The organism is Morganella psychrotolerans (assembly GCF_965118875.1).
GTDB lineage: Bacteria > Pseudomonadota > Gammaproteobacteria > Enterobacterales > Enterobacteriaceae > Morganella > Morganella psychrotolerans_C.
In genome coordinates this window covers 132,729-158,573 of sequence record NZ_CBCPJD010000011.1, presented here as the reverse complement: position 1 = coordinate 158,573, position 25,845 = coordinate 132,729, and the positions used below count along the sequence as shown (strand labels likewise).

The following is a 25,845-nucleotide window of genomic DNA, read 5'->3' as shown; positions in this document are numbered from 1 at the left end:
CCGATTTCCGGGCAGGATTTTTTTCCCCGTCTATACTGAAATCATAAGGACAAAACACATCGTCCGACAGAATTCAGGGTCACAAAGGGAGGAAAGATGAAGAGTAAAGGATCCCTTTACTGATTGCGCGGCGCAGTTGAATTATCACGCGCTGAATGTTGTAGAAAGCGGTAAACGTCAGTATTAAGTAGTTAGTGAATCAGCTTTTATTGCACCATAAATATCAGGTTTAACGTAATACCCGTTACAAAGTAGTATCTATATCTTTAAGTTATCCAACCCCGATGCCGCGCAATCTTTACTGCGCGGCATTTTCAATAGTGATACCGGCACGCCGTAATCTCTGTTTATTAAGCACTGTGCATCAGATATGCAGTCTCTTGCGTGGTTGACGTTTCCGGAATATAAAAAAGCCGCGCCATTTTATGGCGCGGCTTTTCCGGGAACATCCGGTTATTTAGTCATTCGCTTGTACTTCATCCGGTGTGGCTGAAGTGCAGCTTCGCCGAGTGTCCGTTTTTTGTAGTCTTCGTATTCGCTGAAGTTACCTTCAAAGAATTCCACTTTCCCTTCATCCTGATAATCGATGATATGAGTGGCGATACGGTCAAGGAACCAGCGGTCATGGGAAATAACCATGGCGCAGCCCGGGAACTCCAGCAGGGCATTTTCCAGCGCCCGCAGGGTTTCGATATCCAGGTCATTGGTTGGTTCATCGAGCAGTAACATGTTTCCGCCGACCTGCAACAGCTTCGCCAGGTGCAGACGGCCACGTTCACCGCCGGATAACTCACCCACGCGTTTACCCTGGTCAACACCTTTGAAGTTAAAGCGTCCGACGTAGGCACGGCTCGGGATCTCCGTTGTGCCGACACGCATGATATCCTGCCCGCCGGATACTTCTTCCCAGACGGTTTTCTTATCATCCATGGCGTCACGGAACTGATCGACAGACGCGATAGTGACAGTATCACCCAGTGAGATCGTGCCTGAATCCGGTTGTTCCTGACCGCTTATCATACGGAACAGCGTCGATTTACCCGCGCCGTTTGGTCCGATAATCCCGACAATCGCACCTTTCGGCAGAGAGAAACTCAGGTTATCGATCAGGGTGCGGTCATCGTAAGATTTACTCAGATTTTCCACTTCCAGCACTTTGTCACCCAGACGCGGACCAGGCGGAATAAAGAGTTCGTTGGTCTCGTTGCGTTTCTGGTATTCGACACTGTTCAGTTCATCAAAGCGGGCCAGACGCGCCTTACCTTTGGACTGACGGCCTTTCGGATTCTGACGGATCCACTCCAGCTCTTTCTCGATAGATTTACGGCGGGCGGCTTCAGATGAAGCTTCCTGTGCCAGGCGCGCATCTTTCTGCTCCAGCCAGCTGGAGTAGTTACCTTCCCACGGAATACCTTCACCGCGGTCAAGCTCGAGTATCCAGCCTGCGACATTATCCAGGAAATAACGGTCATGGGTAATTGCCACAACAGTGCCTTCATAGTCATGCAGGAAACGCTCCAGCCAACCAACAGATTCAGCATCCAGGTGGTTGGTCGGTTCATCCAGCAGCAGCATGTCCGGTTTTTCCAGCAGCAGACGGCAGATTGCCACACGGCGGCGTTCACCCCCGGACAGATTGGCAATTTTGGCATCCCATGGCGCTAAACGCAGGGCGTCTGCCGCACGTTCCAGCTGGTTATCCAGGTTATGGCCATCATGTGACTGAATAATCGCTTCCAGCTCACCCTGTTCTTTGGCAAGCTTGTCGAAATCCGCATCAGGATCTGCATACAGAGCGTACACTTCATCCAGACGGGTCAGCGCATGTTTTACTTCTCCGACCGCTTCTTCAACTGCTTCGCGGACAGTATGTTCAAGATTCAGTTTCGGTTCCTGCGGCAGGTAACCGATTTTCAGTCCCGGCTGCGGGCGGGCTTCGCCCTCAATGTCGGTATCGATACCGGCCATGATGCGCAGCAGCGTTGATTTACCGGCACCGTTAAGGCCGAGAACACCAATTTTTGCACCGGGGAAGAAACTCAGTGAAATATTTTTCAGTATATGACGCTTCGGTGGCACGATTTTGCCGACGCGGTGCATCGAATAGACGTATTGAGCCAATGTGTATACCTTTTTGAAAAATAATTAAATTATTTAATAGTTTGTGATATATCGGGCATCTGTGGGGCACTATGATTTCTGAGGCGGGATTTTAGCATGGTTCGGTGTACTTCTCATCGTCAGTCAGTGTTATTCAGGTCACGCTGTGACGATCCCGCGTTTACCGTAAAAAAAAAGACGACCGGAGTCGTCTAAGTATGTTCACGATTTATATAGTTTTATAGGTAGTATTTTGGACACCGGCTACCGGCGAAATAACCCGCTCGATTACCCATATCCGAAATTATTTAATATATGTAACGCTAAGAATTATTTCTACTATATATCAAAAACAGTCCCTATGCCAGATGATAACGCTGCCATAGAGATAATATACCATTTTTTATCATAACGAGAATGCATAATAAGAATAATCAGAAGTATATTCTGCAACCATCGGGTAAATAAACATACAACTCCTGGTTTCTGTTTCTGATAACTAAAATTACGTGCCTGTGTAATATTATTCGGCAGCAAGGTATTATTTATTTAATACATTCCCTGCACTTACTGTATTTTTTATGGTCAAACGGCTAAGAGAATGCCTGAGCAGGTAACCGGTAATTAAGGAGACGGGAAGATGATGAGGAAAAGTGTATGGCCGGGCGTGGCAGCCCTTGGTGTACTGATGCTTTCAGTACCGGCATTCGCGGACTCGCTGGGTGAACAGCGCATACGCTATCAGGCTGTTAAGACCGCCTGGGATACCAATGATATGGCAGAGGTCGAACGCCTGATGCCGATGCTGAAAGAGTATCCGCTTTATCCGTATCTGGAATACCGCGAACTGACACAGGATATGAGCCTGCTGACCAGCAATCAGGTCAATACATTTACAGCGACTCATCCTAACCTGCCCTCTGCGGCAAGCCTGAAAAATAAATTTATCAGCGAGCTGGCGAAACGTAATGACTGGCAGGGGCTGGTCAGTTTCAGCACCACGGTGCCGAAGCCGGTCGGCGCGAAGTGTGATTATTATTATGCGAACTGGCAGACCGGTAACCGGCAGGTTGCGCTGGACGGAGCAAAATCTGTCTGGCTGTCCGGTAACTCGCTGCCGGCAAACTGCGACAAATTATTTGATGTCTGGGAGCAGACCGGCGGGCTGACACCGGAACGGGTGCTTGAGCGCATCAGTCTGGCGCTGAAGTCCGGCAATACTTCCATGGTCAGTTATCTGGCAAAACGGTTACCGCCGCAATATCAGACTATCAGTAACGGATTGATTGATCTGCAAAAAAATCCTGCGTCTGTTGTGACGTTTGCACAAATCAACCCGACCGGTTTTACGCGCCAGGCAACTATCTCTGCTTTTTCTGCCTATGCCCGAAAATCACCTGATGCAGCCCGTATGAATCTGAGCGGTGTGGCCCGCGCCCAGAAAATGAATGACAGTGAGCGTCAGCAACTGAAAGATGCGATCGCGTGGCAATACATGGGCGATGCAACAACAGAACAGGCTGCATGGCGTGATGATGTTATTCAGGAGACGGACTCTGTCACATTACGTGAGCGTCGGGTGCGTCTGGCACTGGGAAATGCCGATGATCGTGATTTAGATCGCTGGCTGACCCGGTTACCGGCAGAGGCTCAGCAAAAAGAAGAGTGGCAATACTGGCGCGCTATTCTGCTGGAAAAAGGCGGAAATAAAGCGGCTGCAGATGCCATTCTGGATAAAATTACACAAGGGCGCGGTTTCTATCCGATGGTGGCGGCTCAGCACCTGGGCAAACCTTATGTCATGCTGATTAATGCCGCAGACAAACCGGACTACACCATCAGTAACCAGGCGGAAGTGCAGCGCGTCAGTGAGTTACTGTACTGGCAGCTGGAAGGACAGGCGAGAACTGAATGGCTGAACCTGGTGGATAGTCAGCCACCAGCGCGTAAAGCCCAGTTGGCTCGTTATGCACTCGAACAGGGCTGGGCGGATCTGAGTGTTCTGGCAACAATTAACGGCAAGTTGTGGGATCATCTGGAAGAACGTTTCCCGCTGGCGTGGCTGAGTGAGTTTGATGAATTCACACAAAATAAAAGCATCACCAAAAGTTATGCGATGGCAATAGCGCGTCAGGAAAGTGCCTGGAACCCGCAGGCACGTTCACCGGTCGGCGCGACGGGTCTGATGCAACTGATGCCGGCAACAGCAAGCCACACAGTAAAACAGAGCGGAATTACCGATTACAGCAATACCAGCCAGTTGGTGAACCCGCGTAAAAATATCGAGATTGGTACGGCGTATCTGGACAGTGTCTACAGCCAGTTTGGTCAGAACCGGATTCTGGCGAGTGCCGCCTATAATGCGGGTCCGTCCAGGGTTAACCGCTGGCTGAGTAACAGTGGCGGACGACTGGATGCGGTGGCATTTGTGGAAACCATTCCGTTTGCTGAAACCCGGGGTTATGTGAAGAACGTGCTGGCATTTGATATTTTTTATCAAAACTTCCTGAAAGGTCAGACACCTGCAGATGTTCTTACACCTTCTGAAAAATCAATGCGTTATTGATCGCTTTTTCTGCCCGGTACAGCAGGAGACAGTTGTACCGGGCGTGTGTTATCCTGTCTGTACTAGTTAATGAGTATATTTTTGTACTCCCGGTCAATATGGGGTAACACATGACGGCAGAACACCTTCAGGACAGTGCGTCCGATGAGAACAGTGACTGGCAGCGCTTTGTCCGGTTATTGCGTAACGCATATTCGCAGGATATTGAATCCCATATTTTTCAGCTTCTTTTTACGCCTGATGAGCGCACTGCTCTCGGCACACGTGTCCGTATTGTGGAAGAATTGCTGCGCGGTAAAATGAGCCAGCGCGAGCTGAAAAATGAATTAGGTGTGGGGATTGCTACAATCACCCGCGGCTCCAACAGCCTGAAATATGCACCGGAAACAGTCAAAGCCTGGCTGGAACAGGAACTGATGACAAAAAAAGGGTGAGTAATTCCCCTTTATTCTCCCGCCGGTAGTGTGTCGGGATCCTGAACGGTGAAAAAAGCAATTTTGAGATAAATCAGCGTGAAGGTGAAATCGCGTATTGGGTCGGTGTCCCGTATCGGGGACAGGGGCTGGCACAGGAAGAGTGGCTTGCACAACAATAAAGGTGTGAGAAAAGTCGCCGGGCCGGTTGTCACCGGTCCGGTTTTTTTATTTATTTTTCTTCTTTTTTATTCAGTGATTTGTAGATTTCGTGCTGAATAGGGACGAGAGCCAGGATGGTTGCCTGCTCATACACGCTGGTGCGGGTAAGTGCGCCGCCTGTGAAGAAACCAATCGCGCCGCCTTTTTGTTTAATATCTTCCACGCCGGTCAGATCCGCCATTTCATCGCCAAGCTCGCGGCCTTCACGGATCCCCGCCAGAATTTTTTCGGGCAGCATCAGGCTGGCTGAACGGGATTCGCCCCGCAGTTGCTGGTGTTCAATGACAATCCAGGCAAAGGTCATATCGCCGTCAATACCTGCTTCAACGCCGACCCAGAAATCTGCTTCCGGTCTTACCTGGCGGGCCGCATTCACACGCTGACGGGCTCCGGTACGGGTTTCTGTATTCCCGATGGGTTGCTGTGGCACACTGCTGTCCACATTTACATCTTCAATATCAAAATTTCCGTTCCCTAAAACCACTTCAAAAGCGGCACGGATTGCCTGAATTTTAGCCGGGTTAGTCGTCGCTGCGATAATATGAAACATGATAATTAAACTACCCACGTTATTTTGTTTGGCGCAGTATAGCGAATATTGGTGGCTTTCCGCAGTATTTTTTACCCCCCGCATGGCGGGCGGCACCGGCGGGGCTATCTGTTTGCGGGATAAAGCGTGATCCCGTGAATACTTTTACGGTATGGTATCGGGGTAATCAGACTTCCACACAGCAAGAGCAGAGATTGATAGTTATGACACAGGTATTTCTTGTCCGTCACGGTGAAACCGAATGGAATGTTCAGCGCCGTATCCAGGGGCATTCCGACAGCCCGTTAACGCAAAGTGGTATTGATCAGGCCGGTCAGGTTGCCGCGCGTCTGAAAAATGAAGGGATCACGCATATTATTGCCAGTGATCTGGGCCGTACACAACAGACTGCGCAACTGATAGCAGATGCCTGCGGCTGTGATGTGATTACAGATCCGCGCCTGCGTGAGCTGAATATGGGGATTCTGGAAAAACGTCAGATCCATACTCTGAATACCGAAGAAGAGGGTTGGCGTCAGAGCTTGCTCAACGGCGCAGAAGAAGGACGCATTCCTCAGGGGGAGTCACTCACTGAGCTGGAAAGCCGGATGCGTGCTGCCCTGGAAAGCACCCGTTACCTGCCGGAAGGCAGCCGGGTTTTGCTGGTCAGTCACGGTATTGCGCTGGGCTGCCTGATTGGCTCGGTGATGGGGCTGCCGCCTTACGCGGAGCGTCGTCTGCGCCTGCGCAACTGTTCATTGTCTGTACTGGAATACCAGGAAAGCCCGTGGCTGGCAGATGGCTGGGTGGTAGAGACTGCGGGGGATACCACGCATCTTACCCTGCCGGCGCTGGATGAAGTGCAACGCTGAACAGACAGATAATATAACTGATGCCGCTCCCGGAGGAACAGATACCGCACGGGGCGGCATGTGTTCAGCGGGGTCAGGGGGCAATTACTGCGGATCGTGCCTGACAGGAATATAGTATTTAAACTCTTCAATATGGTTGCGCGGATCAGCTTCATCGATATCCGTTGCATTCACAACATCCGTATCTTTTCTCAGCTTGTAACGCTCAATATCATAGCCTCTGCGGCGGGTGATCCCCAGGCGCGGCACGCATTGTCCGTAAATCGTGAAGAGAAACTCCTGCATTGCACCACGGTAAGGAATGCCGTTAAACGTAAAGCAGAGATATTCACCGCCCGGCATCTCCAGCTCACGGAGATTTTCCTGTGTTGTGAATGCGGCAGACTCTTTATCCACAGCCGTGGTATAGCTGACGCTCTGCTCATCTTCTTTATCCGGATTGCGGGACGTGCTGTACAACCCGTAAACATAGTCCGGAATGGTTTTTGCCGCAGAAATATAGCGCAGCCAGAACTCCTGACGCATGTGCGTACAAGCGGTAGCCCAGTCTTCCAGACGATGCGAGCAACTGTTTTCTATCCCCACAACGGTACGCGGCGGGAATGTCACAAATTCATACTCCGGCATAGGGACATCGTTGAGCAAAATAGCAGAACAAATACCATCAGAGCACCATTCGTCAAGACGGCGATACAGCGCAGGTGTTTTATTAAACTGTTTCTTGAATGCACGGGTGAAGGTTTGCTGTGAGTCAAAACGATACTGAAGTGCGATATCTAAAATCGGACGTGAGGTCAGACGCAGTGCAATAGCTGCGCGTGACAGGCGGCGGGCGCGGATATAAGCCCCGATAGCTTCGCCGGTAACATCCTTGAACATGCGTTGTAAATGCCACTTGGAGTAGCCTGCCTTCGCTGCAACGTGGTCGAGAGAAAGCGGCTGATCTAAGTGCTCATCTAACCAACGGAGTAAATCACGAATGATGCTGGTCTGATCCATACATCTCCCTTATTGGATTGATGACGTTAGAAAATTATACTCGTCATACTTCAGAATGCCCGGATGTTGACTGCGCTCAGCTACCCGGGTCACATAGTTTATCTATATGCTTTCCGGTTATCTTCGCTTGTCGCCTACATGCATTCCGAATCATTCAGAGTATATATAACGGATTAATATTCTAACCTGAGTAATTATCAGTGGGATAATCATTTACTCATTATTACTTTTGGCCGGAGAATATTTTAAGAGTGCTGTGACTATCATAAAACGACAATATGAATTATCTTTGAAATCATACATTTTTCAAATGATTTTCTCGGACTATCAAAAATTATGAATCAGACGAATAAGTCACTACTGGGTATTATTACAGCTATTTCATTGAGTACGTTATCCTTTTTGAGTCATGCCGAAGAGATTGGCTCGGTGGATACCGTATTTAAAATATTTGGTCCTGACCACAAAATTGTGGTGGAAGCGTTTGATGACCCGGATGTGGAAAATATCACCTGTTACCTGAGCCGGGCGAAAACCGGTGGATTTACAGGCGGACTGGGACTGGCTGAGGATACCTCAGATGCCGCAATTTCCTGCCAGCAGGTCGGACCGGTCACGGTCAGTGATAAAGTGAAAAAAGGTAAGAAAGACAAAGGGCAGGTTGTTTTCCAAAAACGAACATCTATGGTATTCAAGAAGTTACAGGTTGTTCGTTTTTATGATGAGAAACGTCACGCACTGGTCTATCTTACCTACTCAGATAAAGTCGTTGACGGCTCACCAAAGAATGCGCTGAGTGCGGTACCGATTATGCCGTGGAATAACTGATAACAGACGTAACAAAGCCCCGGTGTCGCAGTACGACGCCGGGGCTGATATTACGTTACTGCTGTGGCAGAAGATTACTCTTCGAGATCACCACAGAACCGGTAACCTTCGCCGTGGATCGTGGCGATAATTTCCGGGGTATCCGGTGTGGATTCGAAATGCTTACGGATACGGCGGATGGTGACATCCACAGTCCGGTCATGCGGTTTCAGTTCACGGCCAGTCATTTTTTTCAGCAATTCAGCACGGGTCTGAATTTTGCCCGGGTTTTCGCAGAAGTGCAGCATGGCACGGAATTCACTGCGCGGGAGCTTATACTGCTCACCGGTCGGTCCGATTAATGAACGACTGTTAATATCCAGTTCCCAGCCATTAAACTTGTAACTTTCCACACTGCGGCGCTCTTCACTACCACCGGACAGATTCATGGTCCGTGAGAGTAAGTTGCGGGCACGGATAGTCAGTTCACGCGGATTAAACGGCTTGGTAATATAGTCATCAGCACCAATTTCCAGACCGAGAATTTTATCGACTTCATTATCACGGCCGGTTAAGAACATTAATGCCACATTTGCCTGTTCACGGAGCTCGCGCGCCAATAACAGACCATTTTTTCCCGGGAGGTTGATGTCCATGATAACCAAATTGATATCATGGTCTGACAGTACATTATGCATCTCTGCACCATCAGTGGCTTCATGTACAACATAACCCTCTGCTTCAAAAATACTTTTCAGAGTGTTACGTGTGACGATCTCATCTTCAACAATTAAAATATGCGGGGTTTGCATAATAGTCGCTACCTAAATCACTTAGAATTATAAGAAATTGGATTATCTGCCCGGGCTTTCTGTGTCGGTGTAGTTTTGGTTATGTCTGACACGAAACCTGTGAACAGAAAAAAATCTGGTTCAGACCGCGTTTTTACAATCACTCAATTCAAAAAGTAAAGAATTGAAACGATTCGTACCAATATTAGTCTATTAACACCAATATAACAGCAACCCATTCATTTACCATCTGGAAAACTAACCTTTGTTGATACATATCAAAATCAATTGTAGCACGTTAACACATTCTTCAATTGTTAATTGCCGGTTTTAATGATTGTCAAATAAATAGAGATACAATGTTAACCATTATATCTGACTTGTCTGATTATTGTACATTTTTCTCCCGGGTAAACAGCGAAAAATGCAACCTGCGCAAGAAAAGTTAAAAAAAACAAAAAATCCTCATCATATGAAATTAAATTCCGGCTTATGTGTAAATGACAGTGCGAATTTACCGGAATCTCTTTTTAATATGTTATGCGACCGGACTCTGATAGTCTGATTTTTCAGGTTATTCAGAAGAATAATTTGACATCAACCCGCCTTTCCTTTAACCGTAATAGGGTAAATCAGATAATGGACAGACAGGAACTCAATGCGTAATCACAGCCTCAATATGATTATTATTACGACCACCACCACCATTACCACCGGCGGTGCGGGCTGACGCATATCTGAATCACGAAAAAAGCCCGCACAAAAAATTGTGCGGGCTTTTTTTTTGGACTAAAAACGGCAGGAGCAGGTGACACATGCGTGTACTTAAATTTGGCGGCACATCCGTGGCAAACACGGAACGTATGCTTAACATCGCGGGAATTGCAGAGAAAAAACTCGCACAGGGACAGGTTGCACTGGTGCTTTCCGCACCGGCAAAAATAACTAATTATTTAGTGGCGATGGTAGAGCAGACCGTCAGCGGCCAGGACGCACACACGCTGGTACATGACGCAGAATCTATTCTGAACGGCATTCTGGACGGGCTGAACGCCACTGTTTCCGGGTTTGAGTATGCACGTCTGAAGGGGGAAACTGAGCAGGAAATCAGCCGCATCAAACAGGTTCTGCACGGGGTATCACTTCTGGGGCAGTGTCCGGACAGTATCAACGCCAATATGATCAGCTGCGGTGAGCGGTTTTCTATTGCGGTTATGGCATCACTGCTGAAAGCCCGCGGGCACAAAGTGACTGTTATCGACCCGGTGATGAGTCTGCTGGCGGTCGGTGCGTATCTTGAATCGACAGTTGATATCAATGAATCCACCAAACGCATAGCGGCGCTGAATATTCCAGCGGATCATATTGTTCTGATGGCGGGGTTCACGGCAGGGAATGAGCAGGGTGAGCTGGTTGTGCTGGGGCGCAACGGCTCTGATTATTCTGCCGCTGTGCTGGCGGCCTGTTTGCGTGCCAAATGCTGTGAGATCTGGACAGATGTGGATGGTGTTTATACCTGCGACCCGCGCTTTGTTCCGGACGCCCGGCTGTTGAAAGGCATGTCTTATCAGGAAGCAATGGAACTCTCTTATTTCGGTGCAAAAGTACTGCATCCCCGCACTATTGCACCGATTGCGCAATTTCAGATCCCGTGTCTGATTAAAAATACCCTTAACCCGCAAGCGCCAGGCACACTGATTGGTGATGGTCAGCGTGATGACAGCACGCCGGTGAAAGGGATCACCAACCTCAATAATATGGCGATGTTTAATGTCTCCGGCCCGGGCATGAAAGGCATGGTCGGGATGGCGGCGCGCGTATTTACAGTGATGTCGCGACGCAATATCTCAATTGTCCTGATCACGCAGTCTTCGTCAGAGTACAGCATCAGCTTTTGTGTGACTCAGAAAGACAAAGTCCGCACTCAGCAGGCGCTGGAAGAGGAATTTTATCTTGAGCTGAAAGAGGGCGTGCTGGAGCCCCTGGATGTGCTGGATAACCTGGCGATTGTCTCTGTGGTCGGGGACGGTATGCGCACGCTCAAGGGAATCTCCGCCCGTTTCTTCTCGGCACTGACCCGCGCCAACATCAATATTATCGCGATTGCACAAGGGTCATCCGAGCGTTCGATTTCTGCGGTGGTGGATAACTCCCTTGCCGCATCGGGTGTCCGTCTTTGTCACCAGATGCTGTTTAACACGGACCGCATTGTTGAAGTGTTTGTGATCGGTACCGGCGGGGTCGGCAGTGCGCTGCTGGAGCAGATCTACCGCCAGCAATCGTGGCTGAAAGCCCGCAATATCGACCTGCGGGTGTGCGGGATAGCCAACTCGAAAGCGATGCTGACAAATATGCGCGGCATTGATTTGCAGGACTGGCGTCCGGCGCTGGCGCAGGCGAAAGAGCCGTTCAGCCTCAGCCGCTTGATTCGCCTGGAAAAAGAGTACCATTTTCTCAATCCGGTGATTGTGGATTGTACTTCGAATGAGGAGATTGCTCTCCAGTATTCAGCTTTCCTGAAAGACGGATTTAATGTGGTCACGCCGAACAAAAAAGCTAACACATTATCCATGGATTACTACCACGAATTACGCCGGGCGGCGGCACAATCAAAGCGCCAGTTCCGTTATGACACTAACGTCGGTGCAGGACTGCCGGTTATCGAAAACCTTCAGAACCTGCTGAGTGCGGGGGATGAATTAGTGCAGTTCAACGGCATTCTTTCCGGTTCTCTCTCTTTTATTTTCGGGATGCTCGATGAAGGAATGTCGCTTTCAGCCGCGACGGCTATCGCCAAAACAAAAGGCTTTACAGAGCCGGATCCCCGCGATGACCTCTCCGGCATGGATATCGCGCGTAAGCTGCTGATCCTCGCCCGTGAAACCGGTCTTGCGCTTGAGCTTTCTGATATTCAGGTGGAATCTGTCCTGCCGCCGGACTTTGATGCCACAGGTGATGTGGATACGTTTATGGCAAATCTGCCTTCTCTTGATGCTGCCTTTGCTGATCGTGTGGCGAAAGCAGCAGAAGCCGGACGTGTTTTGCGCTATGTTGGCGTGATTGATAACGGCTGCTGTCAGGTGAAAATCATGGACGTGGATGGTAACGATCCGCTGTATAAAGTGAAAAACGGCGAAAACGCGCTGGCATTCTACACCCGCTATTATCAGCCTATCCCGCTGGTGTTACGCGGCTACGGAGCAGGTAATGATGTGACAGCCGCCGGGATTTTTGCCGATGTGTTGCGCACAATGTCATGGAAACTGGGAGTGTAACGGGTGATTAAAATTTATGCACCGGCGTCAATCGGGAATGTAAGTGTGGGGTTCGATGTGCTGGGTGCGGCAGTGTCTCCGGTCAGCGGAGAACTGCTCGGTGACTGTGTGTCTGTTGCAAAAGCCACGCAGTTTTCACTGACAAACAGCGGGCGGTTTGTCAAAAAACTGCCCGATAACCCGAAACACAATATCGTTTACCAGTGCTGGGAGCGTTATTGTGAAGTACTCGGGGATATATTACCTGTGGCGATGACGCTGGAAAAAAATATGCCGATTGGCTCCGGGCTTGGCTCCAGTGCCTGTTCCGTTGTCGCCGCGCTGGTTGCGCTGAATGATTACGCCGGCAAGCCGCTGGATGATATGACGCTGCTGCGCCTGATGGGCGAGATGGAAGGTCGCATCTCCGGCAGTGTGCATTATGACAATGTCGCGCCGTGCTTCCTGGGAGGATTGCAGCTCAATATTGAGACACCGGACAGTGTCAGTCAGGCGGTGCCGTGTTTTGACAATTGGTACTGGGTGATGGCGTATCCCGGCATTAAAGTCTCCACAGCCCAGGCGCGGGCAATTTTACCGGCGGCGTATTCCCGGTCTGACATTGTGGATCACGGGCGCAATCTGGCGGGGTTTATCCACGCCTGTCACACCGGGCAGGCGGATTTGGCCGCATCCATGATCCGCGATGTGGTTGCTGAGCCGTACCGCCGGCAGTTATTACCGAATTTTGATGCTGTGCGCACACAGGTTATGTCCTGCGGTGCGAAAGCCTGCGGGATCTCCGGTTCCGGGCCGACACTGTTTGCTGTTTGTGACAACAAAGCGGCAGCAGAGCAGGTCGCAGATGTGTTTACCACGCAATATCTGCAAAACAGCGAAGGATTTGTTCATCTGTGCCGCCTGGATCTCGCGGGCGCACGACAAGTAAGCGCATAAGGTTAAAAAATGGAACTGTACAATTTAAAAGACGAAAGCGAGAAAGTCAGTTTTGCGCAGGCGGTAAAACAAGGCCTGGGGCGTGGTCAGGGGCTGTTTTTCCCGCGTGACCTTCCGTTCTTTGACTCTGAGTCGATGGATAATCTGCTGGCAATGGATTTTGTCAGCCGCAGTGTGGTTATTCTGCATGCGCTGATTGGTGATGAAATTCCCCGGGAAGAGCTGGATACGCGTGTCCGCGCCGCGTTTGCTTTCCCGGCACCACTGAAACAGGTGGAAAGTGATGTGAGCTGCCTGGAACTGTTTCATGGCCCGACCCTGGCGTTTAAAGATTTTGGCGGGCGCTTTATGGCGCAGGCGCTGGCAGCGGTTGCCGGTGATAAACCCGTTACTATTCTGACCGCAACCTCCGGCGATACCGGGGCTGCTGTGGCGCATGCCTTTTATGGTCTGAAAAATGTGCAGGTGGTGATCCTTTATCCGCAGGGGAAAATCAGCCCGTTACAGGAAAAATTGTTCTGCACACTGGGTAAAAATATTCATACGGTAGCCGTGCAGGATGATTTCGATGCCTGCCAGGCGTTGGTAAAACAGGCATTTGATGATGAAGAACTGAAACAGGTGCTGCATCTCAATTCGGCGAATTCAATTAATATCAGCCGTCTGCTGGCGCAGATTTGCTATTACTTTGAAGCGGTGGCACAGGCTCCGGCAGAAAAACGCGGCGAACTGGTCTTTTCTGTCCCGAGCGGAAATTTCGGCGACCTCACCGCAGGGGTTCTGGCGAAAGCAATGGGATTGCCGGTGAAGCGTTTTATCGCCGCCACTAATGCTAATGACACGGTGCCGCGCTATCTGGCGGACGGACAGTGGAAACCGGCGGTGACTGTCGCAACGCTGTCTAATGCGATGGATGTCAGTCAGCCGAATAACTGGCCGCGGATTGAAGCACTGTTTGCGCGTCAGGGCTGGTCATTGCGTGATTTGCGTTCCGGTGCGGTAAATGATGATGAAACACGTGAAACAATGCGCGAACTGGCGGGGAAAGGGTATATTTCTGAACCGCATGCCGCCATTGCGTATCGCTTGCTGCGTAAAGATTTACAACCCGGGGAATACGGTATTTTCCTCGGCACGGCACATCCGGCAAAATTTCTGGAAAGTGTGGAAGCCATTCTTGACCAAAAACTGCCGTTACCGGCAGAGCTGGCTGAGCGGGCTGATTTGCCGCTGCTGTCTGCGGTATTACCGGCTGATTTTGCAGCACTGCGGGACTATTTAATGAAGACAGTGAAACCGTAACCCTGACTATTATTAATAAAGTGATGATGACGGGTAAGTAAACAAAAAGTATGCAGCGCCATGGATGGTGCTGCTGAGCGTACCCGCGTCATCCTTTCGTCCATAGCTGCGTTGGCAGTGTTCAGTAGCCCGGGTTACATGCGAATGTATGCTCCCCGTATCAGCAGTAATTACTGCTCCGGGCGGGTAAATACCAGCTCCCGTTCTGTGGACTGATGTTCATTAAAGCGGTAACCATCCAGATCAAAATCAGGCAGTTGTGACGGCTGCGTCAGGCGGTTCTGAATAATAAAGCGGCTCATCAGCCCGCGCGCTTTTTTTGCGTAGAAACTGATCACTTTGTATTTGCCGTTTTTCTCATCGAGAAAGACCGGTTTAATCATTACCGCATCCAGTTTCTTCAGATTCACGGCTTTGAAATACTCATCAGATGCCAGGTTCACCAGAACATTATCACCTTGCGCTGCCAGCGCCTGATTGAGATTCTCAGTGATGAGATCGCCCCAGAACGTATAGAGATTATTTCCGCGCGGATTGGCCAGTTTTGTGCCCATTTCCAGGCGGTACGGACGCATTAAATCCAGCGGGCGCAGCACACCGTAAAGTCCCGAGAGCATCCGCAGATGCTGCTGGGCAAAATCAAAATCCGCCTCACTGAAAGTGTCCGCCTGCATGCCGGTGTAGACATCCCCTTTAAAGGCAAGGATCGCCTGGCGCGCATTTTCCGGTGTGAAATCCGGCTGCCATTCACCGAAACGGGCGGCGTTCAGACCGGCGAGTTTATCGCTGATATGCATCAGAGAGCCGATATCCGCCGGGGTCAGTTTGCGGCAGGTTTGCATCAGTTCTTCTGATTGTGCGAGCAGCTCAGGCTGTGTATAGCGCTGCGTGGTCAGCGGGCTGTCATAATCGAGCGTTTTGGCAGGGGAAATCGTCAGCAGCATAATAGTCGGCTCCGGTCTGTTTTCATCATTATGCGGTCTACTCTATCAAAAAAAATGCGGCAACGGGCAAATCACAGCAATAGCCGGAAAGGGGATCTGTGCAGATTAGATGAAATTATCATAATTACAGATGGTTAGATAAAAACAGTCACTGATGATGCGGATTTTCCTTGCTTGCGCAGCAGGCTGACCGTGATATTATCAAACGCAGTTGCGGCATATTGCCATCTATACCCGTCATACTTCAGGATGCACTGGCTTTGCTTGTCGCCGACATGAATCCCGAATTATGTAGAGTATCTTCTGACATAAGATGAGAGACGAAAATGACCGATAAATTGACTTCCCTGCGTAATCTGACCACGGTCGTGGCCGATACCGGTGACATTGCAGCAATGAAGCTTTACAAGCCTCAGGATGCCACCACAAACCCATCTCTGATCCTCAACGCAGCGCAAATTCCTGAATACCGTCAGTTAATTGACGAAGCGGTAACCTGGGCGCGCGGGCAGAGTGATTCACGTGAACAGCAGATTATCGATGCCGGTGATAAGCTGGCGGTAAATATCGGTCTGGAAATTCTCAAACTTATTCCCGGCCGTATCTCAACAGAAGTGGATGCCCGTCTCTCTTATGACACTAAGGCGAGTATCGCCAAAGCAAAACGTCTGATCAAACTGTATAATGATGCCGGTATCAGCAATGACCGTATCCTTATCAAGCTTGCCTCTACCTGGCAGGGTATCCGCGCGGCAGAACAGCTGGAAAAAGAAGGTATCAACTGTAACCTGACACTGCTGTTCTCCTTTGCCCAGGCGCGAGCCTGTGCGGAAGCGGGTGTGTATCTGATCTCCCCGTTTGTTGGTCGTATCCTCGACTGGTACAAAGCCAACGGCGATAAAAAAGAGTTCACACCGGCAGAAGATCCGGGCGTGATTTCTGTCACTGAGATCTACAATTTCTACAAAGAGCACGGCTACAAAACCGTGGTTATGGGCGCAAGCTTCCGTAACTCAGGCGAAATCCTGGAACTGGCCGGTTGTGACCGTCTGACCATCGCACCTGCTCTGCTCAAAGAGCTGTCAGAAGCGACCGGGGCTGTTGAGCGCAAACTGGAGTACAAAGGTGACGTTAAAGCGCGCCCTGCGCCACTGACTGAAGCTGAATTCTACTGGGCTCATCACAGTGATCCTATGGCAACTGAAAAATTGGCGGACGGTATCCGTAAGTTTGCAGTAGACCAGGGTAAACTGGAAAAAATGATCGCCGATCTGCTGTAATATTTGATTAACAGCATGATTGTGAGAGGCAGCCGGTTGGCTGCCTTTTTTGTTTCCGGCACCAATGTTATGCTGGCGCCGGAGTCAAAATGACGCAGAGGTAATTATGAATAATGTGTTGCGCATCGGTCTTGTCTCGGTTTCTGACCGCGCATCCGGTGGTATTTATGAAGACAAAGGTATCCCGGCTTTACAGGCGTGGCTGGCGAAAACTATCACCACGCCCTTTCAGACAGAAACCCGCCTGATCCCGGATGAAGAAACGATGATCAGCCAGACACTGTGTGAGCTGGTGGATGAATTCGGTTGCCATCTGGTGCTGACAACCGGCGGCACCGGACCCGCCAGACGCGATGTCACTCCTGATGCAACGCTGGCAGTTGCCGATCGCGAAATGCCCGGGTTTGGTGAACAAATGCGCCAGATCAGCCTGAAATTTGTGCCGACCGCGATCCTCTCCCGTCAGGTGGGCGTGATCCGCAATCAGTCACTGATCCTCAATCTGCCCGGTCAGCCGAAAGCTATTGCAGAAACCCTGGAAGGGCTGAAAGATGAAAGCGGGAACGTTACCGTTTCTGGTATTTTTGCCAGTGTACCGTATTGTATACAGTTACTGGATGGTCCCTATATTGAAACTGACCCTCAGGTTGTCGCGGCATTTCGTCCTAAATCAGCCATAAAGCCACAGTAATTCAGGGTATTCAGCATAAAATAAAAAACGTTCCCCTGAGCACCTTTCTTGTCCTATGATGCGTTCACCTACTTATGTAAAGTAAAAATAACAGAAATGTAAAGACAGGAAAGGTGAACTCATGGCTCAAACGGCTCTCCGGACGCTGAACCGGCAGGATTACAAAACGCTCTCTCTTGCAGCTCTGGGCGGCGCACTCGAATTCTACGATTTCATCATCTTTATCTTTTTTGCGGTCACTATCGGGCAACTATTTTTCCCGCCGGACATTCCCGGCTGGCTGGTGCAATTACAAACCTTCGGGATTTTTGCGGCCGGCTATCTGGTGCGCCCGCTGGGCGGTATTGTAATGGCGCATTTCGGCGACCTCGTCGGGCGCAAAAAAATGTTCTCTCTCAGCATTCTGCTGATGGCGGTGCCGACGCTCTGTATCGGCCTGCTGCCGACCTATGAAACCATTGGTATTGCCGCTCCGGTACTGCTTCTGCTGATGCGGATTATGCAGGGTGCGGCTATCGGCGGGGAAGTCCCGGGGGCGTGGGTGTTTGTCTCCGAACACGTACCAAAGCACCGCATTGGTATTGCCTGCGGTACGCTGACTGCCGGGCTGACGGTCGGGATACTCCTCGGCTCTCTGGTGGCGATGATGATAGCGACGCAGCTTACTGATGCGCAGCAACTGAGCTGGGGCTGGCGTGTACCCTTTTTCCTCGGCGGTATTTTCGGTTTTGTCGCACTCTATTTACGCCGCTGGTTAGCGGAAACCCCGGTTTTTCAGGAAATGCAAAAACAGAAAGCGTTAGCGAAAGAATTACCACTGAAAACCGTGATTGCGGATCACCGGGAAGCGATAGTTATCTCAATGCTGCTGACGTGGCTGCTGTCTGCCGGTGTGGTGGTGGTGATCCTGCTGACGCCTGCGTACTTACAGACAGAATTCGGATTGGCAAAAGCGGTGGTTTCGGTTGCTAATATGACCGCGATCCTTGCGTTATGTGCCGGTTGCCTGGTTGCAGGATTCTTATGTGACAAACTGGGGGCCGCGATTGTTTTTATCGGTGGCAGTATTTTGCTGGCGGCGTGTACCGGCTATTTTTATCTGACTGCCGGTGACCCGGGAACACCACTGTCACTGACTTACGGGCTGGCTGGGTTCAGTGTCGGCGTAGTTGGCGCGGTGCCGTTTGTCCTGGTAAACAGTTATCCTGCTGAAATCCGCTTCAGCGGAATTTCATTTTCCTACAATGTATCCTATGCCATTTTTGGCGGGCTGACGCCTGTTGTGGTGACGCTCTTTCTGAAATGGACGCCTCTTGCACCGGCTTATTATATGGCGGGGTTGTCACTGATAGGTTTATTAACGGGGCTTTATATGCGTAAAGCCACAGTACACCGGCGGATGGTGGTGCTTAGTTCCTGATAACAAACCGCATTTATACTCGTCATACTTCAGGATACCCGGGTGTTGACCGCACTCAGCCAGCCAGGTCACATACTTATCTGTATGTGACCCGGCAATCGGAGCTTGCCGCCTTCCTGCATCCTGAATGACGTTGGGTATATGTTGTAATGACAACGCTGTTATTGCGGAATTTTTCAGCAATTCGTCATTTTCTTTTAAATAATCTGTTTTTTTTCTGTTTTACCCTTGATGAATGCATTTATGACCCCATCTAGTTGTCATCGGAAACTGAATCTCAGTTGAATTTCTTTTAGCGTTGCGGATGTCCTGTACCGTCAGGGGAGAATCCGGGTCAGGATGGCGAAAATTTTTTCTTGAAAAGTGAAAATCGAACCTCATATATATCGTAACGTAAGACAGAACAGAATTATTCGGAGGCGTTTAAATGGGTAAAATTATTGGTATCGACTTAGGTACAACTAACTCTTGTGTTGCTGTTATGGATGGCAACAAAGCGCGTGTACTGGAGAATGCGGAAGGCGATCGCACAACACCGTCAATCATTGCGTATACCGCCGATGGCGAAATTTTAGTCGGACAGCCGGCAAAACGTCAGGCTGTGACTAACCCGCAAAATACACTGTTTGCTATCAAACGACTGATTGGTCGTCGTTTTAATGAAGAAGAAGTCAGCCGTGACATGAATATCATGCCGTACAAAATTGTCGAAGCAGATAACGGTGACGCATGGGTGGAAGCGAAAGGCCAGAAAATGGCACCACCACAGATTTCAGCTGAAGTGCTGAAAAAAATGAAGAAAACCGCTGAAGACTATCTCGGCGAGCCGGTAACTGAAGCAGTTATCACCGTTCCTGCATACTTTAATGATGCGCAGCGTCAGGCAACAAAAGACGCAGGGCGAATTGCAGGTCTGGATGTAAAACGTATTATCAACGAACCAACTGCGGCAGCGCTGGCTTATGGCCTTGACCGTGAAGTCGGTAACCGTACTATCGCGGTATTTGACCTTGGTGGTGGTACATTCGATATCTCTATCATCGAAATCGATGAAGTTGATGGCGAAAAAACCTATGAAGTGCTGGCAACGAACGGCGACACTCACTTAGGTGGTGAAGACTTCGACAGCCGTATGATCAACTATCTGGTTGAAGAATTTAAGAAAGAGCAGGGTATCGACCTGCGTAACGACCCGCTGGCAATGCAGCGTCTGAAAGAAGCTGCCGAGAAAGCAAAAATTGAGCTTTCTTCCGCTCAGCAAACAGACGTTAACCTGCCGTACATCACGGCGGACGCGTCTGGTCCTAAACACATGAACATTAAAGTGACCCGTGCAAAACTGGAGTCGCTGGTTGAAGACCTGGTTAAGCGCTGTATGGAGCCGGTCAAAGTTGCATTAAAGGATGCCGGACTGTCTGTTGGTGACATCCAGGATGTTATCCTGGTTGGTGGTCAGACCCGTATGCCGATGGTTCAGAAAACCGTAGCAGATTTCTTCGGTAAAGAGCCACGTAAAGACGTGAACCCGGACGAAGCCGTTGCTGTTGGTGCGGCAGTTCAGGGTGGTGTGTTAGGCGGCGAAGTGAAAGATGTTCTGCTGCTGGATGTCACCCCGCTGTCGCTGGGTATCGAAACCATGGGTGGTGTGATGACGGCGCTTATCGCCAAAAATACCACTATCCCGACCAAACACAGCCAGGTGTTCTCCACAGCGGAAGACAACCAGTCTGCGGTGACTATTCATGTGTTACAGGGTGAGCGTAAACGTTCCGGTGACAACAAATCACTGGGTCAGTTTAACTTAGATGGCATCCAGCCTGCACCACGCGGTATGCCGCAGGTTGAAGTCACATTTGATATTGATGCGGATGGTATCCTGCATGTGTCTGCTAAAGATAAAAACAGCGGACGTGAGCAGAACATCACCATTAAAGCCTCTTCCGGTCTGAACGAAGAAGAGATCCAGCAAATGGTTCGTGATGCTGAAGCTAACGCAGAAGCTGACCGTAAGTTTGAAGAGCTGGTACAGGTTCGCAACCAGGCAGATCAACTGGTTCACGCAACCCGTAAACAGATTGAAGAAGCAGGCGACAAACTGCCGGGCGACGATAAAGTAAAAATCGAGCAGGCAGTAAGTGAGCTGGAAATTGCAGTCAAAGGCGAAGATAAAGCGGCTATCGAAGAGAAAACGAAAGCGCTGATCGAGGCTTCTGCCAAGCTGATGGAAATGGCTCAGCAGCAGGCTCAGACAGGTGCCGCTGGTGCTGATGCTGCGCAGGATGCTGGTCAGAATGATGATGTTGTCGATGCTGAATTCGAAGAAGTTGATGATAGCAAAGACAAAAAATAAGGCCCTTAGCGGGCGCGGTGATGGACAAGATTAATCACTGAAAACCCACACGGGCGTTGAGGAAACTCTGCGCCCGTGTGCGTGTGTGTTAAGGGACAAAACGGATGGCAAAAAAAGATTACTACGAGGTGTTGGGCGTCTCTAAATCAGCAGATGAAAAAGAGATTAAAAAAGCCTACAAACGCCTTGCGATGAAATATCACCCTGACCGTAATCAGGGCGATAAAGGTGCAGAAGATCAATTCAAAGAAGTTAAAGAAGCTTACGAAATTCTCATCGACAGCCAGAAGCGTGCGGCGTATGACCAGTATGGTCATGCAGCATTTGAACAAGGCGGGATGGGCGGAGGCGGACAAGGCGGCGGTTTCGGCGGCGCTGATTTCGGTGATATTTTTGGTGACGTCTTCGGTGATATTTTCGGTGGCGGACGCCGTCAGCAACGCGCATCGCGCGGGGCAGACCTGCGTTACAGCATAGAGCTGACACTGGAAGAAGCGGTTCGTGGTGTGACCAAAGAGATCCGTATTCCGACGCTGGAAACCTGTGATAAATGCCACGGCAGCGGCGCGAAAGAAGGTACAGATCCACAGACGTGTCCGACCTGTCATGGTATGGGCCAGGTGCAGATGCGCCAGGGGTTCTTTGCGGTTCAGCAGGCGTGTCCGACTTGTCAGGGACGCGGTCAGATTATCAAAGATCCGTGCAGCAAATGTCATGGTCATGGTCGTGTTGAGCGCTATAAAACCTTGTCAGTCAAAATTCCGGCAGGGATGGACAGCGGTGACCGTATCCGTCTGACCGGTGAAGGTGAAGCAGGCGAAATGGGGGCACCGGCGGGCGATCTGTACGTTGAAGTCCACGTTCGTCAGCATAATATCTTTGAGCGTGAAGGCAGCAACCTTTATTGCGAAGTGCCGATTGGTTTTTCCGTTGCGGCACTGGGCGGTGAAATTGAAGTGCCGACACTGGACGGGCGCGTTAAGCTCAAAATACCGGCTGAAACCCAGACCGGTAAGCAGTTCCGCATGAAAGGCAAAGGTGTCAGACCTGCGCGCGGCGGAATGCAGGGCGACCTGATGTGCCGTGTTGTGGTCGAAACCCCGGTTAAACTGAGCGAAAAACAGAAAGAACTGTTACGTGAGTTCGGTGAATCGGTGGAAGGCCAGAGTGGTCACAACAACAGCCCGAAAGCAAAACGCTTCCTTGACGTGGTGAAAAAATTCTTTGATGACCTGACGAAGTAAGTCAGCTTCAGATAAAAACTGAACCGGCCGGAATATTATTTCCGGCCGGTTTTTTTGTGTGATTTATACAAGCATTTATTGCCTGTTTTTTTATTCTGCTTTAACCATTTAATCGTTAAGGCAAATAACATGGAAGTCATCGGCCAGAATATATCAATCTCTGAATTAATTAAGGACACATCGACAAGGTTTGGAAATGGAGGCTTCAGCCGTTTTATCTCGGGTGTGCAAAATTCATCAGAGCAACCGTTTCACTGTACAAAAGAGCAGGCTGAAATTTTCAGAATAAATAATTTTGCCGTACTCAGGAGCCTATTCAGAGAAAGTGTTATGAGTATGGATATGACTCCGTTTAAAAATATATCAGCCGAAATTAAAGTTTATCGGGAAAGCCAGTCATCTTTCTCACGCTTCTGCCAAGGTCGCGTTCTGGATAAAATTCAGGAAAAATGTACAAATATCATGGCAATGAATGAATATTTCAGCCGATTGCCTGCGTTACACCGTGATACCACGGTGCCAGATTCTGCGGTTTACACAACTGAAGATATTACGGGAAAATATAAAGCGCAGGGACTTTTTGTGTTGCAGAGAAGCCTGACTGCCGGGAAGGATGCAGCTCCGGCAAATTATGCCAACCCGGAAATGTTAACTCAGGTAAAAATCAAGACTGGCAGTACAGTTGAACTGCTTGTATCAGGCCGGTTGTATGACAAAAAACCGGACTAACCGCCAAGTTTTATCACAATAACACCTGCGACAATGATACAGGCGGCAACTATCCGCGCCTGTGTCAGCCGCTCTTTCAGGAAAAAGGCGGAGAGCAGCAAGGCAAACAGTACGCTGGTCTCCCGCAATGAAGCTACAATCATAATCGGTGCTTGTCCCATTGCCCAAATCACGATGCCGTAACTGAATATCTGCAATATGCCACCGGTAAGCCCGGGCTTACTGTAGCGCAAAAAATTTTGTGTAAAATTATGCCGGTAGCGGGCAAACCCTAATATCAGCATCACCCATCCGTTTAATGCAAACAGCCAGAAAATATAGGTCAGGGGATCTGAACTGCTGCGCGCCCCGAAACCATCAGAAAGCGTATAACAGGCGGTAAAAAAGGCAGTGATAATGGCATAAACCAGCCCGGTACGGGCATGGGGCGGTGAACGGCGGTTGAAGGCCAGCAGAATAACGCCGGATACAATCAGCATAATACCAGCGAATGATAACCATGCCAGATGTTCACCAAACAACGCGACAGCAAAAAGGGTGGTCAGTAAAGGCGCACATCCGCGTGAGACAGGGTAAATCTGGCTGAGATCCCCGCAGGCATAAGCCCGGCTCAGGCAGACAGCATAACCGATATGAAACAGTGCGGAGAGTACCAGCCATTTCAGTGTTGCGGCGTCGGGCAATCCTAACCAGAACAGGGCAGGAACAGATACCAGACCTGAATAAATCGTCATAACGGCGATACCGAGAAACCTGTCCTGACCAAATTTTATCACCGCATTCCAGCTTGCATGGAAAACGGCGGCAAAAAGAACAGCAATAAACAGCGTGGCGGACATAAAAATAACCTGTTTTGATTCAGAGTAGGAGCAATTTGATACTAAAATATCAGCCAATATGATGAACAAAAAGGCATTCATCGCTATCATTAAGTGTTTGCTTAGTGTTAATTAATATTTTTATTTAAGATTATTCTGTGATGTAAACACTGTTTTAATCGAAAAAACCGATGTTTAAGTGATAAATAATCTACTTTTTTCGAGTTGATGATTCGCATAGTATTAACGTCAATAGTATTGATGTCGACAGTGTAAACGGAGTTAAATTATGAAAGCAATTATTCGACAGTTTTTAAGACTTGAAGCCGCGGGTGGCATACTGCTGATTATTGCCGCTCTGGTTGCATTAATAATGGCAAATACATCGCTGTCGGTCGTGTATCAGCAGTTTCTTGATATTCCGGTTGCCGTGAAATTTTCTGCGCTGGAAATTGATAAGCCATTGTTATTATGGATTAATGATGCCCTGATGGCGATATTTTTCCTTGTCGTCGGGCTGGAAGTTAAGCGGGAGCTGATGGTTGGCTCTCTGGCAGGACGCGACAAAGCAATGTTTCCGGCGATTGCCGCGCTTGGTGGCATGGTTGCCCCTGCGCTGGTGTATCTTTTGTTCAACGGGAGTGATCCCGCAGCCAGTCAGGGCTGGGCAATACCTGCGGCAACTGATATTGCCTTTGCACTTGGCGTTATGGCGCTGCTGGGTAAACGGGTGCCGACAGAACTGAAAGTCTTTCTGCTGGCGCTGGCAATTATTGATGACCTCGGCGTCATTGTGATTATTGCCTTATTTTATACCAAAACAGTGTCGCTTACGGCGTTATTGCTGGCGGCATTAATGGTTGTTGTGTTGTGCCTGATGAACTGGCGCAATGTTAACAATACAGCGGCTTATATGGTTGCAGGGCTGATATTATGGGTCTGTATTCTGAAGTCCGGCGTCCACGCCACACTGGCGGGGGTGATTGTCGGGTTCCTTATCCCGCTGCGCAGTAAAGATGGAGTACACTCTCCGTCTGAAGAGCTGGAGCATGTTATGCATCCGTGGGTGGCGTATCTTATCCTGCCACTGTTTGCGTTTGCGAATGCGGGCGTCAATGTACAGGGTATTTCAATGGATGCCTTGATGGGCGCATTGCCGCTGGGAATACTGCTCGGGTTATTTATCGGTAAACCGTTGGGGATTTTTACGGCGTGTCTGATTTCGGTAAAACTGGGCTTTGCAAAATTGCCGGAGAGGATTACTCTTAGCCATATATTTGCGGTATCAGTGTTGTGCGGGATCGGTTTTACTATGTCAATCTTTATCGCGGGACTGGCATTTGACGGACTACCGGAAGCGTTTAACACCTACTCTAAGCTGGGAATTCTGATTGGCTCCACAATGGCTGCGGTCATCGGGTTATTTTTACTTCACTCAGTGTTACCGAAGAAAACCATCCGGCAGTAATTGATTATTCACCGGCCTCCCGGCCGGTGAATATAACGGAATTTCCGTGTTAACTATCATAAAAAGATAAGGTACGTGTCGGGAAAAAC

20 protein-coding genes and 1 other annotated feature are annotated in these 25,845 nt (G+C 49.5%); of the genes, 14 read left to right on the top strand and 6 right to left on the bottom strand.

Annotated features, from left to right (window positions below):
• Window positions 1-453: 453 nt before the first annotated feature.
• On the bottom strand, window positions 454-2,121 hold the full coding sequence (gene ettA, locus ACMHKJ_RS12790; RefSeq protein WP_413494421.1) for an energy-dependent translational throttle protein EttA: 1,668 nt from the start codon (window positions 2,119-2,121) through the stop codon (window positions 454-456).
• 622 nt (window positions 2,122-2,743) lie between these two features.
• Between ettA and sltY the strand changes: the two genes are divergently transcribed.
• A complete protein-coding gene (gene sltY, locus ACMHKJ_RS12785) occupies window positions 2,744-4,666 on the top strand; it encodes a murein transglycosylase (protein ID WP_413494508.1) in 1,923 nt (640 codons plus the stop codon).
• Between the two features lie 110 nt (window positions 4,667-4,776).
• On the top strand, window positions 4,777-5,100 hold the full coding sequence (trpR, locus tag ACMHKJ_RS12780; RefSeq protein WP_067398868.1) for a trp operon repressor: 324 nt from the start codon (window positions 4,777-4,779) through the stop codon (window positions 5,098-5,100).
• 211 nt (window positions 5,101-5,311) lie between these two features.
• Here the strand turns inward: trpR and yjjX are convergent, their stop codons facing one another.
• Window positions 5,312-5,851, bottom strand: coding sequence for an inosine/xanthosine triphosphatase (gene yjjX, locus ACMHKJ_RS12775; RefSeq protein ID WP_413494419.1), 540 nt, complete (start codon window positions 5,849-5,851; stop codon window positions 5,312-5,314).
• Between the two features lie 203 nt (window positions 5,852-6,054).
• Between yjjX and gpmB the strand changes: the two genes are divergently transcribed.
• On the top strand, window positions 6,055-6,702 hold the full coding sequence (gene gpmB / locus ACMHKJ_RS12770; RefSeq protein ID WP_413494418.1) for a 2,3-diphosphoglycerate-dependent phosphoglycerate mutase GpmB: 648 nt from the start codon (window positions 6,055-6,057) through the stop codon (window positions 6,700-6,702).
• Between the two features lie 84 nt (window positions 6,703-6,786).
• Here gpmB and robA read toward each other — a convergent pair whose 3' ends face one another.
• Window positions 6,787-7,701 carry an MDR efflux pump AcrAB transcriptional activator RobA gene (gene robA, locus ACMHKJ_RS12765; RefSeq protein WP_413494416.1) on the bottom strand — a complete coding sequence of 305 codons (915 nt, stop codon included), beginning with the start codon at window positions 7,699-7,701 and terminating at the stop codon, window positions 6,787-6,789.
• Window positions 7,702-8,037: 336 nt separating this feature from the next.
• On the opposite strand from robA, the gene creA reads away from it, so the two are divergent.
• Window positions 8,038-8,529, top strand: a complete 492-nt coding sequence (creA, locus tag ACMHKJ_RS12760) for a protein CreA (RefSeq protein ID WP_413494414.1) — start codon at window positions 8,038-8,040, stop codon at window positions 8,527-8,529.
• Window positions 8,530-8,603: 74 nt separating this feature from the next.
• On the opposite strand, the gene arcA is transcribed toward creA, so the two are convergent.
• Window positions 8,604-9,320, bottom strand: a complete 717-nt coding sequence (arcA, locus tag ACMHKJ_RS12755) for a two-component system response regulator ArcA (RefSeq protein WP_067369502.1) — start codon at window positions 9,318-9,320, stop codon at window positions 8,604-8,606.
• Between the two features lie 650 nt (window positions 9,321-9,970).
• Window positions 9,971-10,085: a sequence feature (Thr leader region), on the top strand.
• Between the two features lie 29 nt (window positions 10,086-10,114).
• Between arcA and thrA the strand changes: the two genes are divergently transcribed.
• The 3 genes from thrA to thrC are packed head-to-tail and all read left to right on the top strand — an operon-like array spanning window position 10,115 to window position 14,812.
• The gene (gene thrA / locus ACMHKJ_RS12750) at window positions 10,115-12,574 is read left to right on the top strand and encodes a bifunctional aspartate kinase/homoserine dehydrogenase I (RefSeq protein ID WP_413494412.1); all 2,460 of its coding nucleotides are present in this window, start codon (window positions 10,115-10,117) and stop codon (window positions 12,572-12,574) included.
• 3 nt (window positions 12,575-12,577) lie between these two features.
• A complete protein-coding gene (gene thrB, locus ACMHKJ_RS12745) occupies window positions 12,578-13,510 on the top strand; it encodes a homoserine kinase (protein WP_413494410.1) in 933 nt (310 codons plus the stop codon).
• 9 nt (window positions 13,511-13,519) lie between these two features.
• Entirely contained in the window at window positions 13,520-14,812 is a 1,293-nt protein-coding gene (gene thrC / locus ACMHKJ_RS12740; RefSeq protein WP_413494408.1) for a threonine synthase, read from the top strand.
• A 170-nt stretch (window positions 14,813-14,982) separates the two neighbouring features.
• Here thrC and yaaA read toward each other — a convergent pair whose 3' ends face one another.
• Complete coding sequence (gene yaaA, locus ACMHKJ_RS12735) at window positions 14,983-15,756, bottom strand: peroxide stress protein YaaA (protein WP_413494406.1); 774 nt, start codon at window positions 15,754-15,756, stop codon at window positions 14,983-14,985.
• Window positions 15,757-16,082: 326 nt separating this feature from the next.
• Here yaaA and tal point away from each other — a divergent pair, with 326 nt between their 5' ends.
• From tal to ACMHKJ_RS12705, 6 genes are all read left to right on the top strand, one after another.
• Window positions 16,083-17,036: a transaldolase gene (gene tal, locus ACMHKJ_RS12730; protein ID WP_413494405.1), complete on the top strand. Its 954-nt coding sequence runs from the start codon at window positions 16,083-16,085 to the stop codon at window positions 17,034-17,036.
• A gap of 106 nt (window positions 17,037-17,142) precedes the next feature.
• Window positions 17,143-17,727 (top strand): molybdopterin adenylyltransferase, encoded by a 585-nt coding sequence (mog, locus tag ACMHKJ_RS12725; protein WP_413494403.1) that lies wholly within the window; start codon window positions 17,143-17,145, stop codon window positions 17,725-17,727.
• A gap of 121 nt (window positions 17,728-17,848) precedes the next feature.
• Window positions 17,849-19,147, top strand: a complete 1,299-nt coding sequence (locus ACMHKJ_RS12720; RefSeq protein WP_413494401.1) for an MFS transporter — start codon at window positions 17,849-17,851, stop codon at window positions 19,145-19,147.
• A gap of 427 nt (window positions 19,148-19,574) precedes the next feature.
• Window positions 19,575-21,497, top strand: coding sequence for a molecular chaperone DnaK (gene dnaK, locus ACMHKJ_RS12715; protein WP_413494399.1), 1,923 nt, complete (start codon window positions 19,575-19,577; stop codon window positions 21,495-21,497).
• 104 nt (window positions 21,498-21,601) lie between these two features.
• Window positions 21,602-22,741: a molecular chaperone DnaJ gene (gene dnaJ / locus ACMHKJ_RS12710; protein ID WP_413494397.1), complete on the top strand. Its 1,140-nt coding sequence runs from the start codon at window positions 21,602-21,604 to the stop codon at window positions 22,739-22,741.
• A 129-nt stretch (window positions 22,742-22,870) separates the two neighbouring features.
• On the top strand, window positions 22,871-23,470 hold the full coding sequence (locus tag ACMHKJ_RS12705) for a hypothetical protein (protein ID WP_413494396.1): 600 nt from the start codon (window positions 22,871-22,873) through the stop codon (window positions 23,468-23,470).
• On the opposite strand, the gene ACMHKJ_RS12700 is transcribed toward ACMHKJ_RS12705, so the two are convergent.
• The gene (locus tag ACMHKJ_RS12700; RefSeq protein WP_413494394.1) at window positions 23,467-24,309 is read right to left on the bottom strand and encodes an EamA family transporter; all 843 of its coding nucleotides are present in this window, start codon (window positions 24,307-24,309) and stop codon (window positions 23,467-23,469) included. The two genes, ACMHKJ_RS12705 and ACMHKJ_RS12700, sit on opposite strands and share 4 nt — an antisense overlap.
• A 268-nt stretch (window positions 24,310-24,577) precedes the next feature.
• On the opposite strand from ACMHKJ_RS12700, the gene nhaA reads away from it, so the two are divergent.
• On the top strand, window positions 24,578-25,756 hold the full coding sequence (gene nhaA, locus ACMHKJ_RS12695) for a Na+/H+ antiporter NhaA (RefSeq protein WP_413494392.1): 1,179 nt from the start codon (window positions 24,578-24,580) through the stop codon (window positions 25,754-25,756).
• The last annotated feature ends 89 nt before the right edge of the window (window positions 25,757-25,845 follow it).